Source organism: Methylobacterium sp. CB376, assembly GCF_029714205.1.
GTDB lineage: Bacteria > Pseudomonadota > Alphaproteobacteria > Rhizobiales > Beijerinckiaceae > Methylobacterium.
In genome coordinates, this window is sequence record NZ_CP121648.1 from 4118697 (window position 1) to 4143506 (window position 24810).

Sequence of the window (24810 nt, forward strand, 5' to 3'; positions counted from 1 at the left end):
TTTTTGCTGGGCGCCGCGCCCCCCGGAGACAGCGCATGACCGCGGATGACAAGATCAACGGCCTCACCGTCCTGTCGGCGAGCCACGGCGAGATGATCGCCCGCCTGTCGGAGGCCCAGGCCGACGTGGCGGCCAAGCAGGTGGCGCTGCAGATGGCGATCGGCTTCCTCGCCCGGATCCTGCGCGGGATCGATTCCGACCATTACCGCCACGAACTCGGCGGCTACCTCGCGATGCTGGAGGACGCGCTCACCCGCGACGACCCGGATTCGGACCTCGCCAAGCGGGTGCTCGCCACCGTGCGGGCGACCCTGGAGACCGGCGACGCCGAGGAGGAGTGATCCGGGATCCGCTCGATCGAAGCGGATCCCGGATCACGAGCCTGCGCGGCGCCTGAGGGACGCCGACAGCCGCATTACTGCGCCACCGCGGCGGCCTGCGTGGCCTGCGCCTCGGCGCCGGACTGGGTCCAGCGCGTCGCCTCGATGATGTTGGTGCCGAGCATCGTGCGCACCGAGATGCGCAGGGGCAGCAGCACCCGCGCGCCCTCGACCGGGGCGAGCCACACCGACATGTCGGTGTTCTCCTCCATGAACTTCACGCCCGGCTTGTCGGGCCGGTGGCCCGTGATCGGCCGGTAGCGGGCGTTGCAGACCAGGACCGGCCCCGCATAGCCCGGCTTCTCCACCCGGCGGGTCTCGCCGTAGCTCAGGATCACGTCGAACCGGCTCGCCCCGTCGAAGACCGGGATCACCCGGTTGCAATTCTGCGGGTCGGTGAGGTCGCCCCGTCCCTGGGCGGGCATCAGCAGCGCGCTCACCGGATCGACCACGGCCCGCTTGCTCGCCGCGTCGACCGGCACCCGCTCGGGATCGACCAGGAGCGGCGGCACGATCTCGGAGGCGACCACGTTGCCCCGCGCCAGCGCCATCCGGACGGTGATCGAGGTGCTCGACGAGTGCGAGGACACCGCGAAGGTGCCGGGGATCGGGCGCCCGGACCCCGCGACCCCCGAGGCCCGGCCCGAGCCGTAGCCGCCGGTGATCGCGCCGACGAGGCCCGTGAGCTTGGCCGTCACGTCCATCCGGTAGCGCTGGCCCTCGATCGCTCCCGTCATCTGCGCGGTCCCGATCGGCACGCCGGCCAGCATGATGCCGTAATCCACCGTCACCGCGGTCGCGGCCGCCCGTGCGCGGGCCGCCGCGGCAGGGTCCGCCGGCCCCATCCCGAGCAGCAGGCCCGGGGCGAGGAGGGCCGGGAGGAAGGGCTTGGCACGCATGGCACAGACCGTGGTGAGGGGACGCGGGACGAGCCCGCCATCCGCAGGAATCGCGCGGCATCGTGACGAGTTTAAGGTTAACGCTTCGTCTCGGCGCCCGCGGGCGCGCGGACGTGACGCCGCTCACGCTTGACGAAACCGCCCTCTCTCCCCTATAGGCGCGAGCCTTCCTGGCTTTCGCGCGGTCCGGTCGCCGCCGCGGTCGCTGTTCCAGCGCCCGGCGTGAGCGTCAAGCGGCCCGTGGCCTATCGGATTGTGAAGGACTGATACCATGTCGCGTCGCTGCGAACTCACCGGCAAGGCCGTGCTCACCGGCCACTTGGTGAGCCACTCGAACCGCAAGACCAAGCGCCGGTTCCTGCCGAACCTGTGCAACGTCACCCTGCTCTCCGACACGCTCGGCCGCTCCGTGCGCCTGCGCATCTCGGCCAACGCCCTGCGCTCGGTCGAGCACCGGGGCGGGCTCGACGCCTTCCTGGTCAAGGCCGGCGAGCAGGACCTGTCGCAGAACGCGCGCCTGCTGAAGCGCGAGATCGAGAAGAAGCTCGCCGCCGCGGCCTGAGCGGCCCCCGCCGGGCGCGGCGTTCCGCGCCGCCGGCGGGGCCCCCGGGCACCCGATCGAGAGCCGCCGCCCGACCCGGGCCGGCGGCTCTTCGCGTCCGGGGCGTCTTCGCGCCCGGGGCGGGATCGCGGCTGTGACGCCGTGTCGGGGCGGCCGCCCTTGCCGCGCTGCGCGTTCTGCCGCAGCGTGCCGCCCAACAGCCCGGCCGTGCCGGGATCCATCGGCCCGCTCGCGGCCGGGGTTGAGGGAGGCGTCCCGTGACGAAGGGTGGGCGCGCGCATCTGTGCGGCGTGCAGACCGCGTGGTCGGAGCTGGACCGGGCCGAGGAGGCCGTGGCGGCCATCGCCGACGCGATCGACGCGCGGCGGGTCGGCCAGCTCCTCGTCTTCTTCTCGCCCGCCTACGGGGCCGACGCGGTCGCGGCGGCGCTGGCGCGCCGCTTCCCGGGCATTCCGGTGGCGGGCTGCACCTCCTCGGGGGAGATCAGCCCGGCGGGCGGCCTCGATCGCGGCCTCGTCGCGGTCGCCTTCCCGCGCGAGGGCTTCCGGGTCGTCTCGACCGTGCTCGCCGACGTGGAGCAGCTCGACGTCGAGGCGGCGGTGGCCCGCGTGCGCAGCCTGCGCCTGCGCCTCGGCACCGAGGGGGCGGAGTACGGCCAGCGCTTCGCGATCTCGCTCATCGACAGCCTGACGCTGGCCGAGGAGCGGGTGACCTCGGCGGTCGCCTTCGGCCTCGACGCGATCCCCCTGGTGGGCGGCTCGGCGGGCGACGCGCTCACCTTCGCCCACACGGCGCTGATCCACGACGGGGTGGTCCATCACGGCGCGGCGATCCTGCTCATCGTGGCGACCGACCACCCGATCCAGGTGTTCAAGACCGACAACCTGGAGCCGCGGGCGGTGAAGTTCGTGGTCACCCAGACCGACGCCGAGCATCGCACGGTGCGCGAGCTCAACGCCGAGCCGGCCGCGGCCGAGTACGCGCGGGCGCTCGGCCTGCAGCCCGAGATGCTGACCCCGACGGTGTTCGCGGCCAATCCGCTCGCCGTGCGGGTCGGGGGCGACTACTTCTGCCGCTCGATCCACCGCCTCAACCCGGACGGCTCGCTGAGCTTCCTGTGCGCGGTCGACGAGGGGGTCGTGCTGACGCTGGCCGGCCGCAAGGATCTCGTGGCGACGACCCGGGACGAGCTCGCCCGGCTCGACGCGTCGCTCGGCGGCCTCGACCTCGTCATCGGCTTCGACTGCGTGCTGCGCCGGCTCGACGCCGAGTCGCACCAGGTCCGCCACCGCCTGTCCGATCTCTATCGCCGCTACAACGTGATCGGGTTCGAGACCTTCGGCGAGCAGTACCGGGCGATCCACCTCAACCACACCTTCACGGGAATCGCGATCGGGGCGGGGTCGCGGGCGTGAGGGCGCGCCGCATCCCGGCGCGCGGGTGATCCGCGCGGCCGCGCCGGCAGCGCCCTCCTCGCCGCGCGCCATCCCGGCGGCCCGGGACGCCGACGCATCGGGCCGTCGCCGATGGCGGACCCGGGCTTCGCTCAGGCGCCGCGCGGGCTTGTGATACGTTTTCCGGAAGTGATCTTCCGGAAAACGTATCAGACCTTCGGCAAGGCGCGCGCGTCGCCGTGGTAGGAGCGGTTCGGCCGCATGTCGACCGCCGAGGCCATGCGGTTCGTCATGTTGAAGAAGCTCGCCACCGCCGCGATGTCCCAGATGTCCTTGTCGGTGAAGCCGGCATCGCGCAGCGCCTCGCGGTCCTCCTCCTCCACCGTCCAGGGCGCCTCGGTGAGCGCCACCGCGAAGTCGAGCATCGCCCGGTGGCGCGGCGAGAGCGACGCGGCCCGGTAGTTCATCACCAGCATCTCGCCGAGGACCGGGTCGCCCGAGAGCACGCGCACCGCCGCCCCGTGCGCGGTCAGGCAGTAGTAGCAGCGATTGGCGCTCGACACCGCCACAGCGATCATCTCGCGCTCCAGCTTCGACAGGCCCGACGGCGCCAGCATCAGGTCGCTGTAGAAGGACACGAAGGCGTCGAGCTTGGCCGCGTCGTGCGCGTAGGCGAGCAGCACGTTCGGCACGAAGCCGATCTTCTCCCGGCACTTGTCGAAATAGGCGGCGAGGTCGGGGGGCAGCTCGGCCGCCGGCTCCAGGTCGAGGGCCATCACGGCGCCCTCGGTCTCCTGGAGGCGCGGGTGCTCGCCGACCTCCTCCTTGGCCACCTTCCTCTTCGGCTTCGCCCCGGCCATCGCGTCGTCTCCCTGTCGTCGCGACTGAGCTATAGATCGGGAAACGCACGCGGACGAGACGCCAGGGTTGCGGGCCGCCGAGGTCTATGTCACCCGTCGCCCGCTGACACCTCGGCGGGAGGGACGAGCCGTGGACCTGTCGACCGCGACGCCCGAAGCGCGGGCGAGCCGCACCGACCTCATCGCCGCCGCCGTCGCGGCGGCGGAGGCCCGCCGGGAGCCCGGCGACTTCGTCCGCGACCTGTTCGGCCGAGTCCCGCCCGAGGATCTCAACGCCTACGCGCCCGAGACCCTGGCCGACCTCGCCCTCGCGGCCCGCCAGCACCTCGCCGCGGCGCGGCCCGACGAGAGCGGCGCGGATCTGCGCCTCAACGACGTGGTGGTGGAGCGCGACGGCGGGCGGCGCGACGTCACCGTCCTGGAGGCCATCAATCCGAACCGGCCCTTCCTGCTCGATTCGACCCTGGCCGAGCTGGTGGCGCGGGGCTACGAGCCGCGCCTCGTCGCCCACCCGATCCTGGCGGTGGAGCGCGGCCCCGACGGCGCCCTGCTGCGCCTCGTGGGCGAGACCACCGCGGGAGCCGGCGACGCGCTGAGCCGCGAGAGCTTCATCCACATCCATCTCGACCGGATCGACGACGAGGGCGAGCGGGCGGGCCTCCTCGACGGCCTCGCCCAGGTCTACGCCGACGTGGCGGTCTCCACGCAGGACCACCGGGCGATGCTGGCCCGGCTCGACGCGGTCGCCGCCGCCTACGAATCCGCGCCGCCGCCGGTGGCGGCCGAGGAGGTCGCGGAGGCCCGCGCCTTCCTCGACTACATCCGGGCCGACCAGTTCACCTTCCTGGGGATGCGCGAGTACCGGCTCGGCGAGGGCGCCGAGTACCGGGGTGTGCGCGAGAGCGGCCTCGGCCTCCTGCGCGACGGCTCCGTCGAGGTGCTGCGCCGCGGCCGCACCATGGTGGCGATGACACCCGAGATCCGCGCCTTCCTGGAGCGGCCCGAGGCGCTGATCATCACCAAGGCAAGCCTGATCTCGCGGGTCCATCGCCGCACCCACCTCGACATGGTCGGGATCAAGCTCTTCTCGGGCGACGGGCGCGTCGCGGGCGAGCTGCGCATCGTCGGGCTCTTCGCGAGCACCACCTACACGAGCCGGGCCGAGGAGGTGCCGTACCTGCGCCGCAAGGTCGCGACCGTCGTGGCCGAGGCCGGGCTCGACCCGACCAGCCATGCCGGCCGCTCGCTCCTGCACGTGCTGGAGACCTATCCGCGCGACGACCTCTTCCAGATCGACACCGATCTCCTGCGCCGCTTCGCCCTCGCCATCGTGCTCCTGGCCGAGCGCCCGCGGGTGCGGGTGCTGGCGCGGGCGGACAAGTTCGGCCGCTTCGTCTCGCTCCTCGTCTTCGTGCCGAAGGACCGCACCGACGCGGCCCTGCAGAAGCGAATCGCCGCCCACCTCGCCATGCGCCTCGGCGGGCACATCTCGGCGATCTACCCGGATTATCCGGAGGGGCCGCTCGCCCGCTTCCACATCGTGATCGGCCGCCGCGAGGAGGTTCCGCCGGCGATCGATCCGGCCGAGCTCGAGGCCGAGGTGACGGCCCTCTCGCGCACCTGGGCCGACGGCCTGCGCGACGCCCTCGCCGAGGCCATGGACGGCGGCCGCGCCCGGGCGCTCGGAGCCTACTACGCCGAGGCGTTCCCGGCGGGCTACCGGGAGACCTACGACAGCGCTCAGGCCCTGTCCGACATCGCGATCCTGGAGCGGATCACGGCGGAGCGCCCGCGCGCCGTCGACCTCCACCGCCACCCGGGCGACCCCGAGACGCGGATCGGCCTCAAGGTATTCTCGAAAGGCAGCGCGCTGCCCCTCTCGGATCGGGTGCCGGTGCTGGAGAATTTCGGGTTCCGGGTCATCGACGAGCGCACCTTCCTGATCGGCCGGCCCGGCGCGCCGGAGACGGACGGGATCTGGCTGCACGACATGCTGCTCGAGCGCGCGGGCGGCGGGGCGATCGATCTCGCCCGGCTCGACCGCCCCGTCGAGGCGGCCCTGCTCGCCATCGCGCGCGGCCTCGCCGAGACCGACGCCTACAACCGGCTGATCCTGGAGGCCGGCCTCGGCTGGCGCGACGCGGCCCTGCTGCGCGCCCTCGGGCGCTACCTCCGGCAGTTGCGGATCCGCTACGGCCAGGGCTACCTCGCCGCCACGCTGAGCCGCCACCCCGCCCTGGCCGCCGGGATCGTCGCCCTGTTCTACGCGCGCTTCGATCCCCGCGCCGAGGGCGGTGCCGAGAGCCGCGCTGCCCGCGAGGCGGCCCTGCGCGCCGAGATCGAGGCCGGCCTGTCCGCGGTGACGAGCCTCGACGAGGACCGCATCCTGCGCCGCTTCGTGAACCTCGTGGAGGCGGCCCAGCGCACCAACTTCTTCCAGGTCGCCCCCCACGGCCTGCCGCCCGACACCATCGCGTTCAAGTTCCGCTGCGCCAAGGTCGACGGGATGCCGCTGCCGCGGCCGCTCTTCGAGATCTTCGTCTATTCCCCGCGCGTCGAGGGCGTGCACCTGCGCTTCGCCTACATCGCCCGCGGCGGCCTGCGCTGGTCGGACCGGCCGGAGGATTTCCGCACCGAGATCCTCGGCCTCGTGAAGGCCCAGCAGGTCAAGAACGCCGTGATCGTGCCGGTGGGCGCCAAGGGCGGCTTCTTCCCCAAGCGCCTGCCGCCCGCCTCCGACCGCCAGGCCTGGATGGCCGAGGGCACCGAGAGCTACCGGATCTTCATCCGCACCCTGCTCTCGCTCACCGACAACATCGTGGACGGGGCGATCGTCCCGCCCGCCGACACGGTGCGCCACGACGGGGACGACGCCTACCTGGTGGTCGCGGCCGACAAGGGCACCGCCACCTTCTCGGACATCGCCAACGCGATCTCGATCGAGCGCGGGCACTGGCTCGGCGACGCCTTCGCGTCGGGCGGCAGCCAGGGCTACGACCACAAGGCGATGGGCATCACCGCCCGGGGCGCCTGGGAGGCGGTCAAGCGCCACTTCCGCGAGATCGACGTCGACGTGCAGAGCCAGCCGGTGACGGTGGTCGGCGTCGGCGACATGTCGGGCGACGTGTTCGGCAACGGCATGCTGCTCTCGCGCTGCCTCAAGCTCGTGGCCGCCTTCGACCACCGGGACATTTTCCTCGATCCGGACCCGGACCCGGCCACCTCCTACGCCGAGCGCCGCCGCCTGTTCGAGCTGCCGCGCTCGTCCTGGGCCGATTACGACCGGGACAAGATCTCGGCCGGCGGCGGGGTCTTCCCGCGCTCGGCCAAGACGGTGCCGCTCTCGCCGGTGATCCGCGCCCGCCTCGGCTTCGACCGGGCCGAGGCGACCCCCGCCGAGGTGATGCAGGCGATCCTGAAGGCGCCCGTCGACCTGCTCTGGTTCGGGGGCATCGGCACCTACATCCGCGCCTCGGGCGAGAGCGACGACGAGGCGGGCGACCGCGCCAACGACGCCCTGCGCATCACCGGCGCGGAGGTGCGCGCCCGGGTGATCGGGGAGGGGGCCAATCTCGGCGTGACCCAGCGCGGGCGCATCGAGGCGGCGCGGCGGGGCATCCGCCTCAACACCGACGCGATCGACAACTCGGCCGGCGTCAACACCTCGGACGTCGAGGTGAACATCAAGATCGCGCTCACCACGCCCGAGCGCGACGGGCGGCTCGGCCCGGAGGCGCGCAACGCCCTGCTCGCCGGCATGACCGGCCAGGTCGCCGACCTCGTCCTGCGCAACAACCAGATCCAGACCCTCGCCCTGTCCCTCGCCCAGCGCCAGGGCGCGGCCGAGTCCGGCTTCGCGACGCGGCTGATGCAGGCCCTGGAGGCGGAGGGCCGCCTCGACCGCTCCGTCGAGTTCCTGCCCTCGGACGCGGCCCTCGCGGAGCGCGCCCAGGCCGACGAGGGCCTGACGCGGCCCGAACTCGCCGTGCTCCTCGCCTACGCCAAGCTGTCGCTCAAGGACGCGCTCCTCGACAGCGCCGTGCCGGACGATCCCTATCTGTCGCGCGAGCTCGATCGCTACTTCCCGCCGGTGCTGCTCGCCCGCTACCCGGACGCGGTGGCGAGCCACCGCCTGCGCCGCGAGATCATCGCGACGGGCCTCGCCAACGCGATCATCAACCGCGGCGGCCCGACCCTGGTGAGCCGCCTCTCCGACGAGACCGGCGCCGAGGCGCCGACCGTGGCGGCGGCCTACGCGGTCACCCGCGACGCGTTCGGGCTCCTCGACCTCAACCGGGCCGTGGACGGGCTCGACGGCGCCGTCTCGGGCGCCCAGCAGCTCGCCCTCTACGCGGAGCTCCAGGACCTCCTGCGCCAGCGCATGGTCTGGTTCATCCGCCACGAGAGCCTCGGGGAAGGGGGCATCGACGCCGTGGTGGCGCGCTACCGGGACGGGATCGCGGCCGTGGCCTCCTCGCTGTCCTCGGTGCTGCCGGCCGGCGCGCGCGAGGCCCTCGCCAAGCGCGGCCGGAGCCTCGCCGACCAGGGCGTGCCGGAGCCCCTCGCCGGGCAGCTCGCGGCCCTCGCCGAGCTCGGCGCCGCCCCCGACATCGTGCGGGTCGCCGAGGCGACCGGGCGCCCGCCGGTCGCCATCGCGGCGACCCACTTCGCCATCGAGGAGCTGTTCCGCCTCGGCCCGCTCACCCGGGCGGCCCGCGCCGTGCCGGTCTCCGACACCTTCGACCGCATCGCCCTGGAACGGGCGGTCGCCGGCATCGCCGCCGCGCACCGGGCGCTGACGGCCGAGGCGGCCGCGACGGGGGCCCAGGGCCAGGCGGCGGTGGAGAGCTGGAGCGCCGCCCGCGGCGCCTCGCTCGCCCGCATCCGCACCGCCGTCTCGGCGATCGCGGCCTCAGGCCTCACCGTGTCGAAGGTCTCGGTGGCGGCGAGCCTGCTGGCGGACCTGTCCAGGCCGTGACGGAGGCTCCCGCCTTCGACGCCGCCTTCCGCGAGCGTCTCGCGGACCTCGTCGCGTGGCGGCGCGACGTGCGCCGCTTCCGGCCCGACCCGGTGCCGGAGGAGGACCTGCGCGCCTGCCTCGCCCTCGCCTGCCTGAGCCCCTCGGTCGGCAACAGCCAGCCCTGGCGCTTCGTGCGGGTCGGCGACCCGGACCGGCGTCGCGCCGTGACGGAGAATTTCGCCCGCTGCAACGACGAGGCGGCGCGGGCCTACCCGGACGCGCGCGCCGCCGCCTACCGGCGCCTGAAGCTGGAGGGGCTGCGCGAGGCGCCCGTCCACCTCGCGGTGTTCTGCGACGAGGCGACGGAGAGCGGCCACGGGCTCGGCCGCGCCACCATGCCGGAGATGCTGCGCTACTCGGTCGTGCTGGCGATCCACACCTTCTGGCTCGCCACCCGCTCGCGGGGCCTCGGGGTCGGCTGGGTCTCGATCCTCGACCCGGCGCCGCTGACGGCGCTCCTCGGCGTGCCGGAGGCGTGGCGCCTCGTCGCCTACCTGTGCGTCGGCTACCCCCAGGAGGAGCACGCCGATCCGGAACTCGTGCGCCACGCCTGGCAGCCGCGCCTGCGGGCCGAGGACCTCGTCGTCGAGCGCTGACCGCCCCGGCGCCGGCAAAAAGGAAGACCGCACTCCGGGGAGGCGGCCTTCAAGGAAGGGTCTCGAAACCTCTGGAGGAGGCCCGGATCCTTCGCCGCCCGCGCAGCCGGGGCTGGCCGGGTGCCGGAGGGGCCGGACCGAGAGGTCGTGCCGTGAATACAGCGGCTTCGCGGCCGGGCGAAGGCACCATTTCGGCGGAATGATGACGCGTGGCCGGTCCGGGCGCGGCGGGGCGGCCGCCGGCCGAGACCTGTGCGAAGCCGGCAACGCGATGCGCCGCGTCGCCCTTGCGGGGCCGGGAGCGGCATCCCATCATGCCCGGCAGGGACGTGCGCAGACGTCCGGCGAGACCAGCGGAGGAACGATGACGGAAGGAGAGACCCCGGACAGTCGTCTACCGGGGGCTGAGGCGCGGGTGATCCCGTTTCCCCGCGCTGCCCCCCCGCCGGTCTCGTTCCATCGCAGCGAGCTGCGCGAGATCCTCAACCTCTACGGGCGCATGGTCGCGGCCGGAGAGTGGCGCGACTACACGATGGATTTCACCCGCGAGAAGGCGGTGTTCTCGATCCATCGCCGCACCTCGGAGCGCCCGCTCTACCGCATCGAGAAGGATCCCCGGCTCGCCCGCCGCCAGGGCGCCTACGCGGTGGTGGCCGAGACCGGCCGCATCCTGAAGCGGGGCCACGATCTCGCGCAGGTGCTGCGCGTGCTGGAGAAACCCCTGCGCGTCGTGTCCTAGGACCCTGACGCCAGCTTGCGCCAGCCTCAGGCAAGGTTGCGACCCTAGACCTCGGGATACGGAATGGTTCCGAGGATCCGACATTGAGCGGCATCTACCTCTTCGGCCTCGCGTCCCGGCGGGCGCAGTACCTCTCGGTGCGGCAGGCGACGGTCGCGGGCAACATCGCGAATGCCGACACGCCCGGCTACAAGGCGCGCGACGTCGTGCCCTTCGCCGAGGTGCTCTCCCGCGCGGGGCTGGACCTCGCGGCGACGTCCCAGGGCCATCTCAGGGCCGGCACGACCACTCCCACCGCGAAGGTGAAGCCGAGCGAGAGCTGGGACGCGATCCAGGGCGGCCACTCGGTCAGCCTGGAGCAGGAGATGCTGAAGTCCAACGACATCGCGCGCGACTTCAACCTCAACACGGCGGTGGTGAAGGCCTTCCACCGGATGATGCTGTCGGGCGTGAGGAGCGGCTCGTGATCGACCCTCTGACCGCCTCGGCGCGCCTCGCCAGCGCCGGGATGGAGGTGCAGTCGCTGCGGCTGCGCGTCGTGGCCGAGAACATCGCCAACGCCCAGTCGACGGGCGTGGACCCGGGCTCGGACCCCTACCAGCGCAAGACGATCACCTTCCGCAGCGAACTCGACCGGGCGGCGGGGGCCGCCACCGTGGGCGTGCGGGAGATCGGCGTCGACCGGGCGCCCTTCCGCGTCGAGCACGAGCCCGGCAACCCGGCGGCCGATGAGAACGGCGACGTCAAGTATCCCAACGTCAATGTCCTCATCGAGATGACGGACATGCGCGAAGCCAACCGCTCCTACGAGGCGAACCTGCAGATGATCAAGCAGGCCCGGGCCCTCGTGGCGAGCGTCATCGATCTCCTGAAGAGCTGAGGCGTGGCGCCATGATCGAGGCCGTCGCATCCCTGAACGCGCTGATCGACCGGACGGGACCGGTCTCCGGCCCCTCCTCGGCCGGGCTCCTTCAGGGCGTTCTCAGCCCCGCCCCGACCGCGATCCCGACGGGTCCGGCCTTCGGCGACGTCATGGCCCAGATCGCCTCCGGCATGCGCGACACCCTGCGCGCCGGCGAGGCGACCGCCATCGCCGGGCTCCAGGGCAAGGCTTCCGCCCAGCAGGTGGTGGAGGCAGTGCTCTCCGCCGAGCAGAGCCTGCAGACCACCATCGCCATCCGCGACAAGGTCGTGGCCGCCTATCTCGAAATCAGCCGCATGGCGATCTGAGGATCCACCCCGACATGAGAGCGCTCGCCATCGCCGCCACGGGCATGAATGCCCAGCAGCTCAACCTCGAAGTCATCGCCAACAACGTCGCCAACCTGAACACGACCGGCTTCAAGGGCGCCCGGGCGGAGTTCACGGACCTGCTCTACCAAGCCGAGCGGCAGCAGGGCGTGCCGAACCAGACCGGACAGGAGGCGGTGCCCGAGGGGGCGCTCCTCGGCCTCGGCGTGCGGGCGGCCGCGATCCGCAACCTGCACCGCCAGGGTCCGCTCGCCCAGACCTCGAACAACCTCGACCTCGCCATCAACGGCCGCGGCTACTTCCAGGTCACGAACCCGAACGGCGAGGTGAACTACACCCGCGCCGGCTCCTTCAACAAGAGTTCGACCGGCCAGCTCGTCACCCTCGAAGGCTACGTGGTGGAGCCGGCAATCCTGTTCCCGGCCAACACCGTCGACGTCGTGATCAACCAGTCGGGGCAGGTCTACGCCAAAGTCGACGGGCAGGCGACGCCGCAGCTCCTCGGCCAGCTCTCGATCGCCAACTTCGCCAACGAATCGGGCCTGGAGCCCCTCGGCAACGGCCTCTACCGCGAGACCGCCGCCTCGGGCGCCCCCGTCACCGGCGTCGCGGGGGATACCGGCTTCGGCAAGGTCCAGCAGGGCTACCTGGAGAGTTCGAACGTCGATCCGGTCAAGGAGATCACCAGCCTGATCACGGCCCAGCGCGCCTTCGAGATGAACTCGAAGGTGATCCAGGCCGCCGACGAGATGGCCGGCACGGTGTCGAAGGGCATCCGGTAACCCGGCGCGCCGCGGCGGCGCCCGCGAGCGGCGCGGCCCCGGCGCGCCCGCGAAGGCGAGGATGCGATCACGATGGTCATGAGCAGTCGAACCCGGCGGGCGCTCGCGCTCGCCCTCCTGGCCGGCGCCTGCGGCGCCGGCATCGGCCCCTGCGCGGCCGCTCCCGCCGCCGGCCCCGCCGCCGCGCAGGCGCCGCCCGAGCGCGCGCCCGACCTCGTCCTCCCGGTCCCGGCCGTGACGATCTACCCGGGCGACATGATCAAGGAGACGATGCTGCGCGAGCAGTCCTTCCCGCCGACCTTCCGCGCCCGCGCCGCCGTGATCGACGCGCCCCTCGCCATCGTCGGCCGGGTGGCGCGGCGCACGCTCCTGCCCGGGGAGCCGGTGCCGGTCAACGCGGTGGACGATCCGCGCCTGGTCAGCCGCGGCACGCCCACCACGATGATCTTCGAGGAGAACGGCCTCATCATCACCACGCTCGGCACGCCGCTGCAGAATGGCGGCCTCGGCGAGGTCATCCGGGTGCGCAACACCGATACGGGCCGGATCGTCGTCGGCGTCGTCCAGGGCGACGGCCGCATCCGCATCGGGGACATGCGCTGATGGACCGGATCCTCGCGCTGCTGCTCGCCCTGCTGGTCGCGCCCCTCGCCGCGCTCCCGGCCCTCGCCGGCACCCGGATCAAGGACATCGCCGCGCTCCAGGGCGTGCGCGACAACCAGCTCGTCGGCTACGGGCTCGTCACGGGCCTCCAGGGCACCGGCGACACCCTGCGCAACGCGCAGTTCACCGAGCAGTCGCTGCAATCGATGCTCGACCGGATGGGCGTCAACGTGCGCGACTCGCGCCTGCGCACCCGCAACGTCGCGGCCGTGATGGTGACGGCCGACCTGCCGCCCTACGCGACCGTGGGCTCGCGCATCGACGTCACCGTGACCTCGCTCGGCGACGCGACCTCGCTCAAGGGCGGCACGCTCCTGATGACGCCGCTCTCGGGCGGCGACGGGCAGGTCTACGCCGCCGCCCAGGGGCCGATGGCGGTCTCCGGCTTCTCGGTGGGTGGCCAGGCCGAGACGGTCACGCAGGGCGTGCCGACCGCCGGGCGCATTCCGAACGGCGCCCTGATCGAGCGGCAGGTGCCGGGCTCGCTGCAGGACCTGCCGCAGCTCGTCCTCGAACTCAAGAACCCCGACTTCAAGACCGCGACCCTGATCGTCGACGCGGTCAACGCCTACGCGCTGCAGCGCTTCGGCCGGCGCGTGGCGATCCCGCGCGACCAGCGCTCGGTGGTGCTGCACAAGCCGCCCGCGATCGCGCAGACCCGCTTCATCGCGGAGGTCGGCGACCTGACCATCCAGCCCGACACCCCGGCGCGGGTGGTGGTGGATCAGCGCACCGGCACGGTGGTGATCGGCCGCAACGTCCAGATCTCCACGGTGGCGGTCACGCACGGCAACCTGACGGTCCGGGTCACCGAGACGCCCGAGGTCTCCCAGCCCAATCCCTCCTCCCGCAACGGCCAGACCGTGGTGGTGCCGCGCACCGAGGTCTCGGCCCAGGAGCAGCAGGGCCGCCTCGCCGTCCTGGGCGGCTCCGACCTCCAGACCCTCGTCAAGGGCCTCAACCAGGTCGGCCTGAAGCCGAGCGACATCATCGCGATCCTCCAGGCCGTGAAGACGGCCGGCGCCCTCCAGGCGGAGCTCGTGGTGCAATGAGGCGGCGTCCCCTCCCGGCGGGCTTCCTCCCGCCGCTCGCGGGCCTGCTGTGGCTCGCGGGGCTCGCGGGCCTGCTGTGGCTCGCGGGGCTCGCGGGCCCTGCCCGCGCCGCCGAGGAGGCGCCGCCCTCGCGGGCCGCGGCCTATTGCAACGGCATCGTGGACGCGGCCGCGGATGCGCGCGTGGCGTGGCAGAAGGAGACGCTGACCGCCCTCGAGAAGCAGGTCGAGGAGCGCATCAGGCAGCTCGAGGCCAAGCGCGCCGAGTACGAGGAGTGGCTGCGGCGGCGCAACGAGTTCCTGGCCAAGGCCGACGAGACCGTGGTGGCGATCTACATGAAGATGCGCCCCGACGCGGCGGCCCTCCAGCTCGCCAACATGCCGGACGAGGCGGCGGCGGCCCTCCTCACCAAGCTCAATGCGCGCACGGCGAGCAGCATCCTGAGCGAGATGGAGGCGTCGCGCGCCGCGCAGCTCGCCCGGATCATGACCGACGCCAGCAAGAAACCGAAGGACGGCGAGAAATCCTGATGAAGCGCCTGCTGACCTGCGCGGCCGTGGCGGGGCTCGGCGCCTGCGCCCAGCCCCTCGACCCGATCGGACGCCCGCCGCTGCTGACGCCGATCGGCACGGGCCTCGCCGCCCCGCGCGAGCCGCTGCCGGCCTCCTTCGCGGCCACGCCCCGGCGCAGCTACAGCTCGACCTGGGCACCCGGCGCCGCCGACCTGTTCCAGGACCCGCGCGCCCGCAACATCGGCGACGTGATCACGGTGAGCATCTCGATCAACGACAAGGCGCAGTTCGACAACGCCACCGATCGCTCGCGCAGCCAGAAATCGTCGCTCGGCTTCGATTTCAGCTACGGCGTCTCGGGCGTGAAGGACTCGGCCACCGCCGATGCGGGCATCCGCTCGGGCACCGAGACCAAGGGCAACGGCACCATCGACCGCAAGGAGAACCTGAGCCTGTCGGTCGCGGCCGTGGTCACCGACACGCTGCCGAACGGCAACCTCCTGATCAGCGGCTCGCAGGAGGTGCGCGTCAACAGCGAGGTGCGCGTGCTCACCGTGGCGGGCATCGTCCGGCCGCGCGACATCACCCGCAAGAACACGATCGACTACGACAAGATCGCGGAGGCGCGGATCTCCTACGGCGGGCGCGGCCGCATCACCGACGTGCAGGACCCGACCATCGGGCAGCGCGTCTTCGAGACCGTCACGCCGTTCTGATCCGCTGTCCGGACGATCACGTCCGGACAGCGTCTGACAAGCCCGCGCGGCGCGTGAGCGAAGCCGACATCCGTATTGCGAAGCAATCCGTCGGATGTCGTATGACACGCCCGCGCGGCGCTTGAGCGACGCCGACATCCGCGTTGCCGAAATGGGAGATGGCGAAGCCATCAACCGGATGTCGGATGACGGCGCCGGTTCTGCGGTGTTCGGGGCATACCCATTCCGCTCGATCCCTTTCGCATGGCGGATTGGGGCGTCGCTCACGCGCCGCGCGGGCGCGCGATCCGGGATCCGCTGCGATCAACCGGATCCCGGATCAGCCCTCGCCCTCCGGCGGCGGGCCGGGCGGGGCGAAGAGATCCTCGGGCGGCGCGATCGTCACGCGGCCGGCCGCGATCTCGACCTTCGGCACGAAGAGGCGGGTGAAGGGCAGGAGGGCCGGGCGTCCGCCGCCCTCGGGCTCGATCTCCAGGAGGTCGCCGCCGCCGTAATTCGGCACCGCCCGGATCGTGCCGAGCCGCGTGCCCGCCGCATCCACCGCGGCGAGACCGACGAGGTCGGCGGTGAAGAACTCGTCCTCGTCCTCGGGCGCGCCGAGGCGGTCCCGGGGCACCGAGAGGGTGAGGCGGTTGAGGCCCTCGGCCGCGCTGCGGCCCGCGACGCCGGCCACCCGCGCCACCAGGATGTCGGGCGTTCCCGCGGCGGGGCGCAGCGCCGTCAACTCCACCACGCGGCCGTCGGAGGCGAGGAGCGGCCCGTAGCCGCCGATCGCCATCGGCTCGGCGGTATAGGATTTCAGCCGCACCTCGCCCTGGAGGCCGTGCGCGCGGCCGAACTCGCCGAGCACGACGAGTCTCGCGTCCGGCCCCGGCGGGGCCGCGCCGGCCGCGCCCCGTCCCGCGCCGGCGCGACCGGATGGGGCGGGGCGCTGGGGCCGGCGCGCCATGGAGGCGTTACGCCGCGGCGTCGTCGCCGGCGCCGGCCTTCTCGGCGCGGGCGGCGGCGCGCTCCTTGGCCTTCTGGCCCGGCTCGGCCTTCTTCGGGTTGTTGCGGGCCGGGCGCTTGGCGAGGCCGGCGGCGTCGAGGAAGCGCAGGACGCGGTCGGTCGGCTGCGCGCCCTTGGCCAGCCACGCCTGGATCTTCTCGGATTCGAGCGACACGCGGGCCGGGTCGTCCTTCGGCTTCATCGGGTCGTACACGCCGACCTTCTCGATGAAGCGGCCGTCGCGCGGCGAGCGCGAATCGGCGACGACGATGCGGTAATAGGGGCGCTTCTTGGCGCCGCCGCGGGTCAGGCGGATCTTCAGGGACATTGTCTCACCTCTTCACTCAGTCGCTTGTCACCACGTGCGCGGGAGACGCGCGATCGCGCTCCCGCCTTCCGGAGGGGCCGCCGGGCGGCACGCCTCCCCATCGATCTTCCCGCTGTCGAGAACGTCGATTCCCAAGCCGGGCCGGTCGGCCCGATCACTTCCCAAGCCGGGCCGATCGGCCCGGTCACTTCCCAAGCCGGGCCGGTCGGCCCGCTCACTTCTTCTTGCCGAAGGGCAGGCCCCCGAGGCCCGGCAACCCCGGCATCTTGTTCCCGCCGAGGCCCGGCAGGCCCGGCGCCTTCCCGGGCGCGCCCCCGAGCCCGGGCGGCATCGGCGGCAGCTTGCCGCCGAACTGCTTCTCCAGGGCGGCGATCTGCTCGGGCGTGGGCTCCGGCATGCCGCCGCCCATCATCCGGCCCAACCCCCGAGGCCGCCGCCGGGGCCGCCCCCGCCGAGCCCGAACATCGAGCCCAGCGCCTGGCCGATCCCGCGCTTGCCCGACCCCATCGCCTTCATCATGTCGGCCATGGTCCGGTGCATCTTCAGCAGCTTGTTGATCTCCGCGACGTCGACGCCCGCGCCCTTGGCGACGCGCTTCTTGCGCGAGGCCTTGAGGATGTCGGGGTTGCGCCGCTCCTCGGGCGTCATCGACGAGATGATGGCGCGCTGGCGCCGGAACATCTTCTCGTCGAGATTGGCGCCCTCGACCTGCTTCTTGATCTGGCCCATGCCCGGCAGCATGCCCATCAGGCCGCCGATGCCGCCCATCTTCTCCATCTGGCCGAGCTGCATCGCGAGGTCGTCGAGGTCGAACTTGCCCTTGCGCATCTTCTCGGCGACGCGCAGGGCCTGTTCCTGGTCGATGGTCTCCGCCGCCTTCTCGACGAGCGAGACGATGTCGCCCATGCCGAGGATGCGGTTGGCGACGCGGGCGGGATGGAATTCCTCGAGCGCGTCGACCTTCTCGCCGGTGCCGACGAGCTTGATCGGCTTGCCGGTGACGGCGCGCATGGAGAGGGCCGCGCCGCCGCGCGCGTCGCCGTCCATGCGGGTGAGCACGATGCCGGTGACGCCGAGGCGCTGGTCGAAGGCGCGGGCGGTGTTGACCGCGTCCTGACCGGTGAGCGCGTCGGCGACGAGCAGCACCTCGTGCGGGCGGGCCGCCGCCTTCACCTCGGCGGCCTCCTGCATCAGCGCCTCGTCGAGGGTGATGCGGCCGGCCGTGTCGAGCATCACCACGTCGAAGCCGCCGAGCCGGGCGGCCTCCATGGCGCGCTTGGCGATCTGCACCGCCGATTGGCCGGCCACGATCGGCAGGGTCTCGACGCCGACCTGCTTGCCCAGCACCGCCAGCTGCTCCATGGCGGCCGGGCGGCGCGTGTCGAGGGAGGCCATCAGCACCCGGCGCTTCTCGCGGCCGTTCAGGCGCCTGGCGATCTTCGCCGTGGTGGTGGTCTTGCCCGAGCCCTGCAGGCCGACCATCAGGATCGCCACGGGGGAGGGGGCGTTGAGGTCGATGATCTCGGCCTCGGCGCCCAGCATCGCCACGAGCTGGTCGTTGACGATCTTCACGACCATCTGGCCGGGCGTGACCGATTTCAGCACGGTGGCGCCGACCGCCTGCTCGCGCACCTTCTCGGTGAAGTCGCGCACCACTTCGAGGGCGACGTCGGCCTCCAGGAGGGCGCGGCGCACCTCCCGCAGGGCGGCGGTGACGTCCGCCTCGGTCAGCGCGCCGCGGCGGGTGAGCCCCGACAGGATGCCGGAGAGGCGATCGGAGAGGCCTTCGAACATCGGATCCTCGCGCCTACTCGTCGTTGCCCGCGCTGGCCGCCCGGCGCACCTGCAGGGCGCCCTCGAAGTGCCGGATCGCGGCCTCGAACTTGTCGCGGCAATCGGGATTGCAGAAGCCCACCACGGCGCCGTTGTAGAGCGTCAGCGAATCGGCGGCGATCGGCCGGCCCGACCAGGGGCAGGCCGTGTTCACCGCGTCCTCGATGCGCAGTCGCGCGGGGCTGGTCTCAGTCATCCGTGATCCCGGCTCGCGGCGCCGCTCCGCCCAACGCCGGACGCGCCCGAGGGCGCGTCGCGCTGTCGGGCGTTGGCCTCCGGCCTCGGGGGACCGGTCGGCGGGTCGGGTCGGGACGAAACGTCGCCTGGAAGCCGGAGCCCCTAGAGGGTGTCGAGGCGAATGTCAACGCAGGGCGGAGGCGCGCTCCCGCGCGGCCGCGAGGTGCCCCTCCAGGAAGGCCCCCGCCTCCGCCAGGGAGCGCCGGGCCTCGGGCAGGAACGAGGAGGCGAATTGCCAGGCATGGGGCACGACCGGCCAGACCGTGAGCGCCACCGTCACGCCCGCCTCCCGCGCCCGGGCGGCGAAGCGCACGGAATCGTCCCGCAGGATCTCGCGCTCGCCGACGTGGAGCAGGATCGGGGGCAGGCCGCGCAGGTCGCCGTGGAGGGGCGACACCAGGGGATCGGCCGGGTCGTGGCCGCCCAGATAGGCCCGCTGCAGCAGCGGGAAGCTCTCGACCGAGAGCATCGCCTCGCGCCCGGCATTCTCGGTCAGCGAGGGGCTGCCGCCGAGGAGGTCGGTGGCGGGCGAGAAGGCCGCCGCCGCCGCCGGGAGCCGCCCGCCCGCGTCCCGGAGGCGCAGCAGCAGGGCGAGGGCGAGGTTGCCGCCCGCCGATTCGCCCGCGAGCACGGCCGGCCCTTCGGCCGCGAAATCCGCCCAGGCCGCCGCCGCGTCGTCGAGGGCCGCCGGGAAGGGATCCTCGGGGGCGAGGCGGTAGTTCGGGGTAAAGATCCGGAAGCCCTGCCGCGCGAGCCCGCCGATCAGGGGCCGGTGGGTGCGCGCCGAGCAGGCGACGAAGCCGCCCCCGTGCAGGTAGAGGAGGCGCGGCGCGGCCGCCGCGAGACCCTGGCGCTCCGCCCATTCCCCCGCGATCCCGCCGACCTCGCCGGGCCGGAAGGCGATGCCGGGCGGGTCCGGGAAGGCGGCGGAATCGAAGACGCGCCGGACCTGTCGGACGTCGGTGACGCCGGACAGGCGCCGCTTGACCTGCCGCCGGACGATCCAGGCGAGGAAATGGGCGCGCAACGAGGCCATGCCGCGAGAACCCTCCTACTCGCCGAGCGCCCGGCGGATCACCGCCCAGTAGCGCACCGGCATCAGGCGCTGCAGGAGGACGACCTGCCGCGCGTCGGCGCCGACGATGAGGCGGGGCATGCGCCGCGCGATCCCGGCGAGGATCCGGTCCGCCGCCGCCGCGGGGGCGAGGCGCAGGTGGCGCTCGAAGGCGGCGCGGCCGCGCGCGGCCTCGGCCGGGTCGACCCCGGCCCCGGTGCGGGCATTGCGGGCGATGGCGGTGGCGACGCCGCCCGGATGCACCACCATGACGTGGAGCCCCGTCCCCTCGTATTCGTGGCGCAGGGCCTCCGAGAAGCCGCGCAGCGCGAACTTGCTCGCCGCGTAGGCGGTCTGGCCCGCCGGCGCGATGATCCCGTAGAGGCTCGACAGGTTGACGATCATCGCCTCCGGCCGCCGGCGCAGGGCCGGCAGGAAGGCGTGGGTCATCCGCACCGCGGCGCGGAAGTTGATGTCCATCAGCCACTCGAACTCGTCGAGGGCGAGGTCCTCGAAGCGGCCGGCGAGCGCCACCCCGGCATTGTTGACGAGGAGGTCGAGGTCGCCGTGGCGCTCCTGCACGGCCTCCGGCAGGGCCGCGATGCAGGCCGCCTCGCGCAGGTCGAGGGGGTGGGTGCTGAGCGCGGGCGCGCGCCCGTCCAGGGCGGCCGCGACCCGGGCGAGACCCTCGGCATCCCTGTCGACCAGGGCGAGGCGGGCGCCGCGCGCGGCCAGGGCCTCGGCCAGGGCCGCCCCGATCCCGCTCGCCGCGCCGGTGATCAGCGCCGTCCTGCCCCGCAGCCCGAATGGTCCCGCCACCGACCGGCCCCCTCGCCCCGCAGGGCTTCCTCAGCCCCGCAGGGCTCCCTCAGCCCCGCAGGGCCTCTTGGCCCCGCAGGGCCTCTTGGCCCCGCAGGGCCTCCCCGCGTCATCGCGCGAAGGAGGCCCGGGTTGCAAGCGCGAGGGGCCCGGTCTCCGGGGCGCGGGCCGGTCAGGCCCGCTTGCGGGCGGGCTCGCGGGTCTCGGGGACGGGCCGGGCCGGCAACTCGACGTCGATCTCCAGGAGCGAGACCCCCTCGCCGCGGTCCATCGACACCTTGACCTTCTCGCTGTCGATGGTGACGTGCTTGGCGATGACGGCGAGGATCTCCTCGCGCAGCACCGCCGCGAGGTCGCTCCGGCCGGAGGCGGCGCGCTCGTGGGCGAGCAGGATCTGCAGGCGCTCGCGCGCGATCGGGGCGCTGGCGCGGCGAGTGAAGAACGGCAGGAGTGTCATGCGGCCCTCCGCGACAGGAGACGGTTGAGGAAAGACTTGCGCTCGCTGGGGATCGTCATCGCGACGGTCTCGCCGCAGAGCCGGCGCGCCGCGTCCAGGTAGGCGCGGGCGGGCGCGCTCGCCGGGTTGTTGAGCGTCACCGGGTTGCCGACGTTGGAGGCCTTGAGCACCTCCTCGCTCTCCGGCACCACCGCGAGCAGCGGGATCGACAGGATCTCCAGCACGTCCTCGATCTTGAGCATCTCGCCCTTGTCCGCCCGCGAGGGGGCGTAGCGGGTCAGGATCAGGTGCTTGTCGATCGACTCGCCGGCCTCGGCCCGCACCGTCTTGGAATCGAGCAGCCCGATGATCCGGTCCGAGTCGCGGACCGAGGACACTTCCGGGTTGGTGACCACCACGGCCACGTCGGCGTGGCGCATCGCCAGGGTCGCGCCGCGCTCGATCCCGGCCGGGCTGTCGCAGACGATCCAGTCGAAGCGCTCCCGCAGGGCCTCGATCACGCGGGCGACGCCCTCCTCGGTGAGCGCGTCCTTGTCGCGGGTCTGGGAGGCGGGGAGGAGGGAGAGCGTGTCGAGGCGCTTGTCGCGGATCAGGGCCTGGGCGAGCTTGGCGTCGCCCTGGACGACGTTGATGAGGTCGTAGACGACGCGGCGCTCGGCGCCCATCACCAGGTCGAGGTTGCGCAGGCCGACGTCGAAATCCACCAAGCAGACATTCGCGCCTCCCTTGGCGAGGGCGGCGCCCAGGGCGGCGGTCGTGGTGGTCTTGCCGACCCCGCCCTTGCCCGATGTGACCACCACGACCTTTGGCATGCTGCACCTCGTTGTTCGTTGGGCGGTCCCGGCCGCCTGCCGTTCGGGGGTCGCCCGGGCGCCCGAGGGCGCGGGGCGGACGTCAATCGAGCACTTTCATCCGCATCGCGTCGCCGTCGAGCCAGACATGCACCGCCCGTCCGAGCAGGGACGGCTCGATGTCGTCGGCGACGCGGTAGAGGCCGTCGATCGCCAGCAGTTCCGGCGCGAACCGGCTGCTGACGATCCGGGCATTGGCGTTGCCGGCCGCCCCCGCGATCGCCCGCCCGCGCAGGGCCCCGTAGACGTGGATCGACCCGCCCGCGATCACCTCGGCACCCGAGGCGACCGACCCCATCACGGTCACGTCCCCCTCCGGGAACAGGACCTGCTGGCCCGAGCGCACGGGTGCGTCGAGCACCAGCGAGCCGACGGTGGTCGGCCGCTCCGGCAGGGCGATCGGCGCCGGCGCCGGTTCCGGCTCGCCCGGCACCGGGATCTCGCCGCCGGCCCGGCCGCCGGTCAGCCGCGGCGGCAGGCCGCTCGTGAAACCCGCCGCGCCCGCCCCTTCGAGCCCCATGATCGGGATCCCGCGGGCGGTCAGATCCCCCACGAGGACCGTCAGCGCCTCGGCCGAGGGCTTCAGCGCGGTCACGTCGAGGATCACGGCGCGGCCGGCGAAGAAGGCCGGCGAGCGCTGCATCAGGGCGTCGAGGTCTGAGAGCCAGGCCTCGACGGGCGCCTCGGGGGCGAGGACCACGGCCAGGAAGGAGCGGCCGCGGAAGCGGATCGGCGGGCGGGCGGGGGTTGAGTGGGTCACGGGTTGATGATTCGTTACCGTTCTATTTCGCGCCCGGATGGTTAGCGAGTGGTTAACACCAGAGCGCGAAGTTTACATTTCCCTAACGTCATACGCGAGTCTCCCCCGTCAGCGGCCGGCGGCGCGCCGCTCCCCGGCCCAGCGGCGGCGGGCCGTCCAGGCGTAGCGGGCGTCGCCGTCGAGGAGGTGGAGGTGATCCGCGAGGCGGTTGCGTTCGAGCCAGGCGAGGGCCGCCTCGAGCTCGGCCGCCGTCATGGCGGTGCGGGCCTTGTTCCCGAACAGCCGCTTCAGCACGGCGTTGTAGCGGTGGGCGAGGCGGCCGGTGCGCGGCAAACGCAGCTCGGCCTCGTCCTCCACCGCCTGCGCGGTGACCAGGGCGGCGACCCGCCGGCGCAGCTGCCGCTCGGCGGCGGAAGGCGGCAGCGGCGGGTCGGCCGGCATCTCCGGCCGCACCAGGGCGAGCGCCGGCCCCGGCCGCAGCATGGCGTAGCGCAGCCCGAGGGCGTTGCTCTCCAGGGGCACGATGCCCTCCTCGCCGCGGGGCGGGAGCGGATCGCGCGGCGCGGCCGAGATGCTCCGCGTCCGGCGCGCGGCGGCCCCCTGCTCGGCCTCGATCCGCGCCCGGAAGCGGGCGAAGAGCGGGTCGTCCGGGTGGAAGACGACGGCGTGCTGCTCCCCGTAGGGCCCGGCCTGGGGGTCGACCCGCGTCGCCCGGGCGATCATCTGCTCGAGCCAGGGGCGGCTGCGGATGTGGGTGAGCGCCGCCACCACGGCCACCTCGGGCGCGTCGAGCCCCTCGTAGGCCATGGCCACGGTGACGAGCGCGGCCGGCTCGGGCGCGAGCCGGAAGCTGGCGAGCGCCGCGTGGGCCTCGGGCTCGGAGGAGACGGCGATGCGCGCGTCGCGGGCGGCTTGGCCGGCGGGCATCCAGCCGCGCAGCATGGCGAGGTAGCTCTGCGCGCTCGCCTGGTCGGGCGCCACCACCAGGAGCTTGCCGAGCCCGCGCGCCGCCTCGCCCGGTCCGAGGCCGCGGGCCGCCCGCCGCGCCGCCCGCAGGCGCCGCGTCGCCAGGAAGGCCTCGTGCAGCAGCGCGCGGGCGAAGCCGGTGCGCAGGGCCGTGAACAGGGCCGGCCGGGTCGTCGCGCGCGGCGCCGAACCCGACAGGCGGTGCGGGCCGACCCGGGCCTGCCCGTCCGCCCGGCCGCCCTCGAGCCAGCTCGCCTCGCCGTCGAGGGCCCCGAACTGAACCGGCAGCACCGCCCGCTCGGCGAGCGCCTGCGCCCGCGAGTAGCCGATCACCGCCCAGCCCGGCGCCGCCGTGTCCGGCACCGGCGCGCGGCCGGCCTCGCCGTCCCGGTAGGGGAGCCACAGGATGCGCCTCCCATCCGCCCGCTCCAGGGTGCCCGACAGGAGGAGGCGCAGCCGCGCGTGCTGGAACAGCGGCAGCAGCGCCCGGCTCCAGGCCGCCGCCTCGCCCTCCGGCACCTCCCCACCCAGGGCGGGGAGGTGGTGCACCTCGTCGATCACCAGCAGGGTGTCGCTCCGCCGCATCTCGGCGAGGTGCAGGGAAGGGGCGGCGGCGACCGCCTGGTAGGTGGTGACGTAGCCGGAAAGGCCCCTGGCGGGATCGGGGGTGTTGTCGGCGGCGCGCACCGAGAGGGCGTGGCCGAGGGCCGCCCGCCAGGCCGGATCCGCGAAGGCCTCCTCGGCCTGCAGGCGCAGGGAGTCGCGCGGCACCACCCAGACCACCCGCCGCACGGTGCCGGCCGCGATCAGGCGGGCGGCCGCGATGACGGGCAGGAGCGACTTGCCCCCGCCCGGCGTGACGGCCGCGAGGATGTCGGTGACCTCCGCCGCCGCGCCGCCGGCGATGGCGGCGACCAGTTCGGCGAGGGCGCGCTGGTGGCTGCGCAGGGGGCGGGGGGCGGCGCTCACGGGGCGAGGATGCGACTCATTCCGGCCAGCATGGCCGAACATCGCGCATTTGTGAATCCTTACGCTGTGTCAGGTTCAGTCGCAGCCCCTCCGTCATCCGGTACTGTCCGGTTCCGAGCTCG

General features: G+C 73.4%; 25 protein-coding genes and 1 pseudogene. 14 read left to right on the top strand and 12 right to left on the bottom strand.

The features are described 5' to 3' along the window. The first annotated feature begins 35 nt into the window (after window positions 1-35). Entirely contained in the window at window positions 36-341 is a 306-nt protein-coding gene (locus QA634_RS18595) for a hypothetical protein (RefSeq protein WP_012333445.1), read from the top strand. Window positions 342-415: 74 nt separating this feature from the next. Here the strand turns inward: QA634_RS18595 and QA634_RS18600 are convergent, their stop codons facing one another. Beyond that, the gene (locus QA634_RS18600) at window positions 416-1279 is read right to left on the bottom strand and encodes a DUF3108 domain-containing protein (protein ID WP_012333446.1); all 864 of its coding nucleotides are present in this window, start codon (window positions 1277-1279) and stop codon (window positions 416-418) included. A gap of 271 nt (window positions 1280-1550) precedes the next feature. On the opposite strand from QA634_RS18600, the gene rpmB reads away from it, so the two are divergent. Together rpmB and QA634_RS18610 are read left to right on the top strand one after the other, a co-directional pair. Then, window positions 1551-1841, top strand: a complete 291-nt coding sequence (rpmB, locus tag QA634_RS18605; protein ID WP_012333447.1) for a 50S ribosomal protein L28 — start codon at window positions 1551-1553, stop codon at window positions 1839-1841. Between the two features lie 257 nt (window positions 1842-2098). Further along, on the top strand, window positions 2099-3256 hold the full coding sequence (locus tag QA634_RS18610; protein ID WP_012333448.1) for an FIST signal transduction protein: 1158 nt from the start codon (window positions 2099-2101) through the stop codon (window positions 3254-3256). Between the two features lie 188 nt (window positions 3257-3444). On the opposite strand, the gene QA634_RS18615 is transcribed toward QA634_RS18610, so the two are convergent. Beyond that, on the bottom strand, window positions 3445-4095 hold the full coding sequence (locus tag QA634_RS18615) for a peroxidase-related enzyme (RefSeq protein WP_012333449.1): 651 nt from the start codon (window positions 4093-4095) through the stop codon (window positions 3445-3447). A 130-nt stretch (window positions 4096-4225) separates the two neighbouring features. Here QA634_RS18615 and QA634_RS18620 point away from each other — a divergent pair, with 130 nt between their 5' ends. The 11 genes from QA634_RS18620 to flgH all read left to right on the top strand — a co-directional run bounded on the left by QA634_RS18620 (window position 4226) and on the right by flgH (window position 15426). Further along, window positions 4226-9073, top strand: coding sequence for an NAD-glutamate dehydrogenase (locus QA634_RS18620; RefSeq protein ID WP_012333450.1), 4848 nt, complete (start codon window positions 4226-4228; stop codon window positions 9071-9073). Next, window positions 9070-9711 carry a 5,6-dimethylbenzimidazole synthase gene (gene bluB / locus QA634_RS18625; protein WP_012333451.1) on the top strand — a complete coding sequence of 214 codons (642 nt, stop codon included), beginning with the start codon at window positions 9070-9072 and terminating at the stop codon, window positions 9709-9711. Before QA634_RS18620 ends, bluB begins: the two co-directional genes overlap by 4 nt. Before the next feature lie 364 nt (window positions 9712-10075). Beyond that, window positions 10076-10450 (top strand): DUF2794 domain-containing protein, encoded by a 375-nt coding sequence (locus tag QA634_RS18630; RefSeq protein ID WP_012333452.1) that lies wholly within the window; start codon window positions 10076-10078, stop codon window positions 10448-10450. 83 nt (window positions 10451-10533) lie between these two features. After that, entirely contained in the window at window positions 10534-10917 is a 384-nt protein-coding gene (gene flgB, locus QA634_RS18635) for a flagellar basal body rod protein FlgB (protein WP_012333453.1), read from the top strand. Beyond that, the gene (gene flgC / locus QA634_RS18640; RefSeq protein WP_198293055.1) at window positions 10917-11330 is read left to right on the top strand and encodes a flagellar basal body rod protein FlgC; all 414 of its coding nucleotides are present in this window, start codon (window positions 10917-10919) and stop codon (window positions 11328-11330) included. The genes flgB and flgC overlap by 1 nt, the downstream gene beginning before the upstream one ends. Before the next feature lie 11 nt (window positions 11331-11341). Continuing rightward, a complete protein-coding gene (locus QA634_RS18645; RefSeq protein ID WP_012333455.1) occupies window positions 11342-11680 on the top strand; it encodes a flagellar hook-basal body complex protein FliE in 339 nt (112 codons plus the stop codon). A 14-nt stretch (window positions 11681-11694) separates the two neighbouring features. Continuing rightward, a complete protein-coding gene (gene flgG / locus QA634_RS18650) occupies window positions 11695-12483 on the top strand; it encodes a flagellar basal-body rod protein FlgG (RefSeq protein ID WP_012333456.1) in 789 nt (262 codons plus the stop codon). A gap of 72 nt (window positions 12484-12555) precedes the next feature. Beyond that, window positions 12556-13086 carry a flagellar basal body P-ring formation chaperone FlgA gene (gene flgA / locus QA634_RS18655; protein WP_012333457.1) on the top strand — a complete coding sequence of 177 codons (531 nt, stop codon included), beginning with the start codon at window positions 12556-12558 and terminating at the stop codon, window positions 13084-13086. Further along, window positions 13086-14198: a flagellar basal body P-ring protein FlgI gene (flgI, locus tag QA634_RS18660; protein WP_012333458.1), complete on the top strand. Its 1113-nt coding sequence runs from the start codon at window positions 13086-13088 to the stop codon at window positions 14196-14198. The genes flgA and flgI overlap by 1 nt, the downstream gene beginning before the upstream one ends. Continuing rightward, a complete protein-coding gene (locus QA634_RS18665) occupies window positions 14195-14728 on the top strand; it encodes a MotE family protein (RefSeq protein ID WP_012333459.1) in 534 nt (177 codons plus the stop codon). The genes flgI and QA634_RS18665 overlap by 4 nt, the downstream gene beginning before the upstream one ends. Next, on the top strand, window positions 14728-15426 hold the full coding sequence (flgH, locus tag QA634_RS18670) for a flagellar basal body L-ring protein FlgH (RefSeq protein WP_012333460.1): 699 nt from the start codon (window positions 14728-14730) through the stop codon (window positions 15424-15426). Before QA634_RS18665 ends, flgH begins: the two co-directional genes overlap by 1 nt. 319 nt (window positions 15427-15745) lie before the next feature. Here flgH and rimM read toward each other — a convergent pair whose 3' ends face one another. The 10 genes and pseudogenes from rimM to QA634_RS18720 form a co-directional block, all read right to left on the bottom strand. Continuing rightward, complete coding sequence (gene rimM / locus QA634_RS18675; protein ID WP_026190522.1) at window positions 15746-16375, bottom strand: ribosome maturation factor RimM; 630 nt, start codon at window positions 16373-16375, stop codon at window positions 15746-15748. Window positions 16376-16382: 7 nt separating this feature from the next. Beyond that, on the bottom strand, window positions 16383-16742 hold the full coding sequence (gene rpsP, locus QA634_RS18680; protein ID WP_012333462.1) for a 30S ribosomal protein S16: 360 nt from the start codon (window positions 16740-16742) through the stop codon (window positions 16383-16385). 214 nt (window positions 16743-16956) lie between these two features. After that, window positions 16957-18536: pseudogene (gene ffh / locus QA634_RS18685) on the bottom strand (signal recognition particle protein). Between the two features lie 13 nt (window positions 18537-18549). Then, window positions 18550-18771 carry a glutathione S-transferase gene (locus tag QA634_RS18690; RefSeq protein ID WP_012333464.1) on the bottom strand — a complete coding sequence of 74 codons (222 nt, stop codon included), beginning with the start codon at window positions 18769-18771 and terminating at the stop codon, window positions 18550-18552. 165 nt (window positions 18772-18936) lie between these two features. After that, window positions 18937-19848 carry an alpha/beta hydrolase fold domain-containing protein gene (locus QA634_RS18695; RefSeq protein WP_012333465.1) on the bottom strand — a complete coding sequence of 304 codons (912 nt, stop codon included), beginning with the start codon at window positions 19846-19848 and terminating at the stop codon, window positions 18937-18939. A 15-nt stretch (window positions 19849-19863) separates the two neighbouring features. Further along, window positions 19864-20685 (bottom strand): SDR family NAD(P)-dependent oxidoreductase, encoded by an 822-nt coding sequence (locus QA634_RS18700; protein WP_012333466.1) that lies wholly within the window; start codon window positions 20683-20685, stop codon window positions 19864-19866. A 172-nt stretch (window positions 20686-20857) separates the two neighbouring features. Next, window positions 20858-21142, bottom strand: coding sequence for a cell division topological specificity factor MinE (gene minE, locus QA634_RS18705; RefSeq protein ID WP_012333467.1), 285 nt, complete (start codon window positions 21140-21142; stop codon window positions 20858-20860). After that, window positions 21139-21954, bottom strand: a complete 816-nt coding sequence (minD, locus tag QA634_RS18710; protein ID WP_012333468.1) for a septum site-determining protein MinD — start codon at window positions 21952-21954, stop codon at window positions 21139-21141. The genes minE and minD overlap by 4 nt, the downstream gene beginning before the upstream one ends. Window positions 21955-22036: 82 nt before the next feature. Continuing rightward, window positions 22037-22753, bottom strand: coding sequence for a septum site-determining protein MinC (minC, locus tag QA634_RS18715; protein ID WP_012333469.1), 717 nt, complete (start codon window positions 22751-22753; stop codon window positions 22037-22039). Window positions 22754-22861: 108 nt separating this feature from the next. Then, window positions 22862-24730, bottom strand: a complete 1869-nt coding sequence (locus QA634_RS18720) for a DEAD/DEAH box helicase (protein ID WP_012333470.1) — start codon at window positions 24728-24730, stop codon at window positions 22862-22864. Window positions 24731-24810: the final 80 nt, after the last annotated feature.

Excerpts from the sequence above, each read along its gene's own strand:
- rpmB (WP_012333447.1), top strand. The coding sequence starts at position 1,551 with ATGTCGCGTCGCTGCGAACTCACCGGCAAGGCCGTGCTCACCGGCCAC.
- QA634_RS18595 (WP_012333445.1), top strand. The coding sequence starts at position 36 with ATGACCGCGGATGACAAGATCAACGGCCTCACCGTCCTGTCGGCGAGC.
- flgA (WP_012333457.1), top strand. The coding sequence starts at position 12,556 with ATGGTCATGAGCAGTCGAACCCGGCGGGCGCTCGCGCTCGCCCTCCTG.
- flgI (WP_012333458.1), top strand. The coding sequence starts at position 13,086 with ATGGACCGGATCCTCGCGCTGCTGCTCGCCCTGCTGGTCGCGCCCCTC.
- minE (WP_012333467.1), bottom strand. The coding sequence starts at position 21,142 with ATGACACTCCTGCCGTTCTTCACTCGCCGCGCCAGCGCCCCGATCGCG.
- QA634_RS18645 (WP_012333455.1), top strand. The coding sequence starts at position 11,342 with ATGATCGAGGCCGTCGCATCCCTGAACGCGCTGATCGACCGGACGGGA.
- rpsP (WP_012333462.1), bottom strand. The coding sequence starts at position 16,742 with ATGTCCCTGAAGATCCGCCTGACCCGCGGCGGCGCCAAGAAGCGCCCC.
- rimM (WP_026190522.1), bottom strand. The coding sequence starts at position 16,375 with ATGGCGCGCCGGCCCCAGCGCCCCGCCCCATCCGGTCGCGCCGGCGCG.
- flgH (WP_012333460.1), top strand. The coding sequence starts at position 14,728 with ATGAAGCGCCTGCTGACCTGCGCGGCCGTGGCGGGGCTCGGCGCCTGC.
- QA634_RS18690 (WP_012333464.1), bottom strand. The coding sequence starts at position 18,771 with ATGACTGAGACCAGCCCCGCGCGACTGCGCATCGAGGACGCGGTGAAC.
- QA634_RS18630 (WP_012333452.1), top strand. The coding sequence starts at position 10,076 with ATGACGGAAGGAGAGACCCCGGACAGTCGTCTACCGGGGGCTGAGGCG.
- flgG (WP_012333456.1), top strand. The coding sequence starts at position 11,695 with ATGAGAGCGCTCGCCATCGCCGCCACGGGCATGAATGCCCAGCAGCTC.
- minD (WP_012333468.1), bottom strand. The coding sequence starts at position 21,954 with ATGCCAAAGGTCGTGGTGGTCACATCGGGCAAGGGCGGGGTCGGCAAG.
- QA634_RS18600 (WP_012333446.1), bottom strand. The coding sequence starts at position 1,279 with ATGCGTGCCAAGCCCTTCCTCCCGGCCCTCCTCGCCCCGGGCCTGCTG.
- QA634_RS18695 (WP_012333465.1), bottom strand. The coding sequence starts at position 19,848 with ATGGCCTCGTTGCGCGCCCATTTCCTCGCCTGGATCGTCCGGCGGCAG.
- QA634_RS18720 (WP_012333470.1), bottom strand. The coding sequence starts at position 24,730 with ATGTTCGGCCATGCTGGCCGGAATGAGTCGCATCCTCGCCCCGTGAGC.
- QA634_RS18665 (WP_012333459.1), top strand. The coding sequence starts at position 14,195 with ATGAGGCGGCGTCCCCTCCCGGCGGGCTTCCTCCCGCCGCTCGCGGGC.
- QA634_RS18615 (WP_012333449.1), bottom strand. The coding sequence starts at position 4,095 with ATGGCCGGGGCGAAGCCGAAGAGGAAGGTGGCCAAGGAGGAGGTCGGC.